Here is a 6414-nt window from a genome sequence, read left to right on the forward strand (position 1 = left end):
TCCCCCTCCCCCACAACCCCGCGCCCCCCCGCGCTACGTTATTACCTTACCCGTTTCGCGGGGCCCACCGCTGGCATTCCGGCCGGAATATTTCCCGGTCGAGTCGGAGTAGAGTGTGGCTCGGTTGGGAACAGGGTTTCCCTTTCGGCCCCCGCAGTGCTCGGCCCGGGGGCGTCCGGCCGGCGGGACCGGCCCGTGAAACATGTCAGGCGGATGTCAGAATTCCCGCGGACATTTGAGTAATTCGTCCGCTATGTCCGGCGTGAAATGCCGAGATTATTCCGATTCGGCCCGTCCTGTCCCTTGACATCGAGGCGGAATTACCGGTGGTTGGCCCTGTTGCAGAGGGCGTCGATCCGGATACATTCAGCGGCGGTCGACGCAATCACCCGCTCGCCGGAAGCCGCCTGGCGTCCTGCACGGAGGGTTGCGGCGTGCACGGCTGCGCCCAGGGGGGGTTCCCCGGGCCGGCCTTCAACCAATCCGGGCCCGCGACCTGCGGGCGCGTGAAGGGCCAGCACAGCACTAGGGGAGTTCGGAATGGCTCAGGGCACCGTCAAGTGGTTCAACGCGGAGAAGGGCTACGGCTTCATCGCGGTCGACGGTGGTGCGGACGTCTTCGTCCACTACAGCGCGATCCAGATGGACGGCTACCGCACCCTCGAGGAGGGCCAGCGGGTCGAGTTCGAGATCTCTCAGGGACAGAAGGGCCCGCAGGCGGACATGGTCCGCGCCGCGGTCTGACCCCTTCCGACCCCAGGAGCTCGGCGCGGCCCTGCGGCTGGTGACCTCTCGCTTCTCGACGGGCCCGTGCGACTCGTGTCGCACGGGCCCGTCGGCGTTCCCGGGCGGCCCCGGCGGCGGCTCGCGGATTGCCGATTGGGCTTGCACTCGCCCACCCGGAGTGCTAATCATTGGCGTTAGCACTCACAGTGTGAGAGTGACAGCGGACCGGGTCGGTGAGGCCCCCGGGAGCGGAGGGAATGGACCTCCGCGCACCAGGGCCGTCCGTCGCGGGCACCCCTTGGTCCGAGCAGTCGACCGTGTCCCGGAGGACCACTTCTGATGGCCAAGATCATCGCCTTTGATGAGGAAGCTCGCCGCGGCCTTGAGCGTGGCATGAACCAGCTCGCCGACGCGGTGAAGGTCACGCTCGGCCCCAAGGGCCGCAACGTCGTGCTGGAGAAGAAGTGGGGCGCCCCCACGATCACCAACGACGGTGTCTCCATCGCCAAGGAGATCGAGCTCGAGGACCCGTACGAGAAGATCGGTGCGGAGCTCGTCAAGGAGGTCGCCAAGAAGACGGACGACGTCGCGGGTGACGGCACCACCACCGCCACCGTGCTCGCCCAGGCCCTGGTTCGCGAGGGTCTGCGCAACGTCGCCGCCGGCGCCAACCCGATGGCCCTGAAGCGCGGCATCGAGAAGGCCGTCGCCGCCGTCTCGGACCAGCTGCTGGCCCAGGCCAAGGACGTGGAGACCAAGGAGCAGATCGCCTCCACCGCCTCCATCTCGGCCGCCGACACCCAGATCGGCGAGCTGATCGCCGAGGCCATGGACAAGGTCGGCAAGGAAGGCGTCATCACCGTCGAGGAGAGCAACACCTTCGGTCTGGAGCTTGAGCTCACCGAGGGCATGCGCTTCGACAAGGGCTACATCTCCGCCTACTTCGCCACCGACCTGGAGCGCATGGAGGCGACGTTCGAGGACCCGTACATCCTCATCGCCAACTCCAAGATCGGCTCGGTCAAGGACCTGCTCCCGCTGCTGGAGAAGGTCATGCAGAGCGGCAAGCCGCTGGTCATCATCGCCGAGGACGTCGAGGGCGAGGCCCTGTCGACCCTGGTCGTGAACAAGATCCGTGGCACCTTCAAGTCCGTCGCCGTCAAGGCCCCGGGCTTCGGTGACCGCCGCAAGGCCATGCTCGGCGACATCGCCATCCTCACCGGTGGCACCGTCATCTCCGAGGAGGTCGGCCTCAAGCTGGAGAACGCCGGCATCGACCTGCTGGGCACCGCCCGCAAGGTGGTCATCACCAAGGACGAGACCACCATCGTCGACGGTGGCGGCGACAGCGAGCAGGTCGCGGGCCGCGTCAACCAGATCCGCGCCGAGATCGAGAACAGCGACTCGGACTACGACCGCGAGAAGCTCCAGGAGCGCCTCGCCAAGCTGGCCGGCGGCGTGGCCGTCATCAAGGCCGGCGCGGCCACCGAGGTGGAGCTCAAGGAGCGCAAGCACCGCATCGAGGACGCCGTCCGCAACGCCAAGGCCGCCGTCGAGGAGGGCATCGTCGCCGGTGGTGGCGTCGCCCTGCTGCAGGCCGGTGTCGCCTTCGACAAGCTGGAGCTGGACGGCGACGAGGCCACCGGTGCCAACATCGTCAAGGTCGCGCTGGAGGCCCCGATCAAGCAGATCGCGACCAACGCCGGCCTGGAAGGTGGCGTCGTGGTGGAGAAGGTGCGCAACCTCCCCGCCGGTCACGGCCTGAACGCGGCCACCAACACCTACGTCGACCTGATCGCCGAGGGCATCATCGACCCGGCCAAGGTCACCCGCTCCGCGCTGCAGAACGCCGCCTCCATCGCGGCGCTGTTCCTCACCACCGAGGCCGTCATCGCCGACAAGCCGGAGAAGGCCGCCGCGGCCGCCGGCGGCGGCATGCCGGGCGGTGACATGGACTTCTGATCCTGATCGCTTCGATCGGATCGGTTGGACCTCGTCCGTGTGGGCGGTTCCCTTCGGGGGGCCGCCCACACGGCGTTTCGGCGTTCCGGTCGTTTCGGCGTTCCGGACGTGTCGACGGAGAATGGACGGATGGCTGCTGACGACATCGAGACCGCCCTGCACAACGCACGGGCACTGATCCTGGCCGACCTCACCGCGCGGGACGTGGCGGACGCCGCCGTCGTCTCGCTGGTGGAGCAGGCCGTGACGCACCGCCGCTGGTGGCTGGAGCAGTGGCCGGACGGCACCGAGTACGTGCTCGGGCTGGTCGCCCAGGACGTCCAGGACGCGCTGCTGGAGGCGTACGGGCGCTGGCCGCTGTGCGCCGAATGCGCGGCCGACGGGGACCCGCACGCCCTGGGCGTGGAACCCGAGCTGGGGCCGGACCCGCACTGGGTGTGCGGCAAGCAGGGCGCGGTGGTGGCACCCGTGGGGAAGCTCGGGTAGACCCGTGCGTACGGTGGCGGCATGAGGCGCTGGGTGTGGGGTGCGGCGGGCGGGTGCTGCGGGCTCGGGCTGTGGTGGGCCGCGGTGGAGCTGTCGGGGGCCGACCAGGACGCGTGGTGGGCCGTGGTGGGTCGTCTGCCCGCGGTGCTGGCGGGAATGGCCGCCGCGGACCGGGTGCTCGCGCGGCGGGGCTTACGGGCGTCAGAGGGCGCCGAGTTCGGCCGTCAGATTGGTCCGCGCGGCGGCCGTGAAGCGCTCGCGGGCGGCGGGGGTGCGGTAGAGCGCGGGCAGGGCGAGCAGGTGGCGCAGGACGGCGGCCCGGCCGGCCGAGAAGTCCGGCGCGGGGACGAAGCCGTACTCCTCGCGGACGGCGGCCGCGTACGCCGCGTACGCCTCGGGGCTGCCGCCGAGGACGGCGAGGTCCGCGTCGCAGAGCACCTCGCCGTTGCGGTCGCCGGGCGCCGGGTCGTGGCCGACGGTGAGCAGCACCAGGCGCTCGACCTCGGCGACCCGCTCGGCGGGCAGTCCGGCGGCGGTCAGCGCGCGGACGGCCAGGGCGGCGCTGCGCTCCTCGTTCTCGGTGCGGTCGGGGCGGTGGACGGCGTCGTGGAACCAGGCCGCGAGCCGGACGGCCTCCGGGTCGTCGGCGTACCCGGCCAGCTCGTCGACGTGTTCCAGTACGGCGTGCAGGTGGGTGACGGTGTGGTAGCGGCGCTGCGGCTCCGACCAGCGGCGCAGCAGCTCCCGGCCGTACGGTTCGGGCTCGACGGCGGCCCCGCAGCGGTGCAGCAGGGCGGTCCAGGCGGCGAGCAGGCCTTCGGTGAGTGGGCCTTCGGTGAGCGGGCCTTCGCCGAGCGGCCGGTGCCCGGGGGTGGACGGTCGGTGCCCGGCGGCGGACGGGTCGTGCTCGGTGGTCGGCATGGCGACCATTGTGGCGGCCCGGCCGGGCGCTGGACCTATAGGTAGGTTGACGATATATGTAGTCGTATGACTGAACGCTCCATGCAGGAGCCCACGCTGCTGCTGCTCACCGCGCTGGCCGACGCCCCGCGGCACGGCTACGCGCTCATCCAGGAGATCGCCGCGATCTCCGACGGCCGGGTCAGGATGCGCACCGGCACGCTCTACGGGGCGCTCGACCGGCTGCTGGGCCAGGGCCTGATCGAGGTCGCCGCCGAGGAGGTGGTGGACGGCCGTGCCCGGCGCAGCTACGCGCTGACCGGGGCCGGCCGGGACGCGCTGGCCGCCGAGGCGGAGCGGCTGCGGGCGGTGGCCACCGAGGCCGAGCGCCGGCTCAGCAGGATCCGGTCGATGCTGCCGGGCAAGGCCGGGTCGCAGGGGCGGCCCGCGGCGGGGGGAGGCCTCTCATGAGCACGCCGGCGATCGGCGCGGCGCCCGCGGCGGTGCTGCGGGCCGCGCTCCAGCTCTACCCGGAGCGGTACCGCCGCGAGCGCGGCGAGGAACTGGCCGAGGTGTTCGCCGACACGACCGCGGCCGGCGGCCGGCTGGCGGTCGCCCGGGAGGTCCTCGGTCTGGCGGTGTACGGGCTGCGGGTGCGGCTCGGACTGACCGGGGCCTCGCCGACCGGGCGGCTGCTGGCGCTGCTCGCGCCGATGCTCGCCGGGGCGGTGGCCGGGGCGGCCTTGGCGGCCTGGCTGACCACGGCGGACCGGGTCGCCAACCGGTTCACCTGGGACGACTCGTTCGGGACCCGGTTCGCCATGTTCTGCCCGCCGGTGGCCGCCGCGCTGCTGGTGGTGGCGGCCCTCCTGGGCCGGTGGGCGGCGGTGCGGGGCAGCGCGCTGATCCTGGGCGCGTCGGCGCTGTACGAGCTGGGGGGTGCCGTGTGGCACGACCTGGCGGACGCCGCGCTGTACCCCCGCTTCGACCTGTGGTGGAGCGGCTACATCGGGATGGCCACGCTGCCGTTCGTCGGGGCCGCGCTGCTGCTGGTCGCGGCGCCGACCGACCTGCTGCCCCGGCCGACCTGGCGCACGGGCGGCCTGGTGCTGGCCTCGGTGGCGGTGGGCGCACTGCTGGAGGCGGCCCAGAACTGGGACGACACCGACTTCCCGCTGGACCTGGGGTGGGTCGTGGTGATGCTGATCGTGCCGCTGCTGCTGACCCTCGCCGGGCTGCGCGGTCGGATGGCGCCGGCGGCGGTGGGGGCGGCGGTGCTGGTGCTGACCGGTCCCGGCTCCCTGTTCAACATCTGGCGCGAGTCCCGCGGGGTCTCGCACCTGCTCCCGGTGGTGGCGCCGACGGTGGCCGTGCTGCTGCTGGTGGCGGTGGCGGTGCACCGGTTCGGGCGGCGGGAGGCGGTCGGGGCGGTCCAGGAGTCGGCCTGACCGGGAGGAGCGGGGAGGCCGTTTCCGGGTGACCGGAACGGCCTCCTCGGAGTTTCCGGGGGCGGACGGATGTGGCAGGCTGTCGAATATGTCTAGACCAATTTTCGAAGTCATCGCGCTGACGCCCCAGGACGCCCAGGCCGCCGAGTCGGGCGGCGCCGACCGGCTCGAACTGGTCACCGACATGGCCGCCGACGGGCTCACCCCGTCCGTCGAGGACTTCGGCCGGATCCGGGCCGCCGTCGGCATCCCGCTGCGGGTCATGCTGCGGATCCGGGACGGCTTCGCCCCCGGTGACGTGGACGGGCTGTGCGCCCGGGCCGCCGCCCTGCGGGCCGAGGGGGCCGAGGAGTTCGTCCTCGGCTTCCTCGACGCCGACGGCGCCGTCGACCTGGCCGCCACCACGGCCGTCGCCGGGGCGATCGCCGGCTGCCGCTGGACCTTCCACCGGGCGATCGACCACAGCGCCGACCGGGCCGCCCTGCGGGCCGCCGTCGGCGGGCTGCCCGGCCTGGACACCTTCCTCACCTCCGGCGCGGCCGCCGGGGTGGACGCCGGGCGCGAGGTGCTGTCGGCCGAGCTGGCCCGGGCCGGCGAGCCCGGGTACCGGCAGCGGATCCTGATCGGCGGCGGCCTGCGGGCCGAACACCTGAAGGAGCTGCGGGCGGAGGGCTTCGACGCCTTCCACGTCGGCGGCGCGGTGCGGGTCGACGGCTGGCGGACGCCGGTGGACGCGGCCAAGGTCGCCGAGTGGCGGGCGCTGATCGACGCCTGAACGCCCGCGGCGGGCGCCGTACCGCGCGCCCGCGGTGGCCGGCCGCGGGCGGCCACCGGGCGAAAGGGCCGGTCCCCGGACCGGCCCGTTCGCCCGCTACCGCCGCTGCGCCGGCAG

7 protein-coding genes are annotated in these 6414 nt (G+C 72.8%); 6 read left to right on the forward strand and 1 reads right to left on the reverse strand.

The features are described from left to right. Positions 1-540: 540 nt before the first annotated feature. From ACWGKU_RS39945 to ACWGKU_RS39955, 3 genes are all read left to right on the forward strand, one after another. Positions 541-744, forward strand: a complete 204-nt coding sequence (locus tag ACWGKU_RS39945; protein WP_030289665.1) for a cold-shock protein — start codon at positions 541-543, stop codon at positions 742-744. Positions 745-1065: 321 nt separating this feature from the next. Beyond that, on the forward strand, positions 1066-2688 hold the full coding sequence (gene groL, locus ACWGKU_RS39950; RefSeq protein ID WP_359905842.1) for a chaperonin GroEL: 1623 nt from the start codon (positions 1066-1068) through the stop codon (positions 2686-2688). A gap of 129 nt (positions 2689-2817) precedes the next feature. Further along, entirely contained in the window at positions 2818-3174 is a 357-nt protein-coding gene (locus ACWGKU_RS39955; protein ID WP_452178999.1) for a hypothetical protein, read from the forward strand. Between the two features lie 201 nt (positions 3175-3375). On the opposite strand, the gene ACWGKU_RS39960 is transcribed toward ACWGKU_RS39955, so the two are convergent. Further along, positions 3376-4095 (reverse strand): HD domain-containing protein, encoded by a 720-nt coding sequence (locus ACWGKU_RS39960; protein WP_452179000.1) that lies wholly within the window; start codon positions 4093-4095, stop codon positions 3376-3378. A gap of 66 nt (positions 4096-4161) precedes the next feature. On the opposite strand from ACWGKU_RS39960, the gene ACWGKU_RS39965 reads away from it, so the two are divergent. The 3 genes from ACWGKU_RS39965 to ACWGKU_RS39975 all read left to right on the forward strand — a co-directional run bounded on the left by ACWGKU_RS39965 (position 4162) and on the right by ACWGKU_RS39975 (position 6297). Beyond that, positions 4162-4545 (forward strand): PadR family transcriptional regulator, encoded by a 384-nt coding sequence (locus ACWGKU_RS39965; RefSeq protein WP_380349060.1) that lies wholly within the window; start codon positions 4162-4164, stop codon positions 4543-4545. Continuing rightward, entirely contained in the window at positions 4542-5522 is a 981-nt protein-coding gene (locus tag ACWGKU_RS39970; protein WP_452179001.1) for a hypothetical protein, read from the forward strand. The genes ACWGKU_RS39965 and ACWGKU_RS39970 overlap by 4 nt, the downstream gene beginning before the upstream one ends. A gap of 88 nt (positions 5523-5610) precedes the next feature. Continuing rightward, positions 5611-6297: a copper homeostasis protein CutC gene (locus tag ACWGKU_RS39975; RefSeq protein ID WP_380538292.1), complete on the forward strand. Its 687-nt coding sequence runs from the start codon at positions 5611-5613 to the stop codon at positions 6295-6297. Positions 6298-6414 lie beyond the last annotated feature (117 nt).

The organism is Kitasatospora sp. NPDC054768, from assembly GCF_053612025.1.

Bases quoted from the DNA above. Each gene is read 5' to 3' on its own strand.
- ACWGKU_RS39945 (WP_030289665.1), top strand. From the start codon at position 541: ATGGCTCAGGGCACCGTCAAGTGGTTCAACGCGGAGAAGGGCTACGGC.
- groL (WP_359905842.1), top strand. From the start codon at position 1,066: ATGGCCAAGATCATCGCCTTTGATGAGGAAGCTCGCCGCGGCCTTGAG.
- ACWGKU_RS39955 (WP_452178999.1), top strand. From the start codon at position 2,818: ATGGCTGCTGACGACATCGAGACCGCCCTGCACAACGCACGGGCACTG.
- ACWGKU_RS39960 (WP_452179000.1), bottom strand. From the start codon at position 4,095: ATGCCGACCACCGAGCACGACCCGTCCGCCGCCGGGCACCGACCGTCC.
- ACWGKU_RS39965 (WP_380349060.1), top strand. From the start codon at position 4,162: ATGACTGAACGCTCCATGCAGGAGCCCACGCTGCTGCTGCTCACCGCG.
- ACWGKU_RS39970 (WP_452179001.1), top strand. From the start codon at position 4,542: ATGAGCACGCCGGCGATCGGCGCGGCGCCCGCGGCGGTGCTGCGGGCC.
- ACWGKU_RS39975 (WP_380538292.1), top strand. From the start codon at position 5,611: ATGTCTAGACCAATTTTCGAAGTCATCGCGCTGACGCCCCAGGACGCC.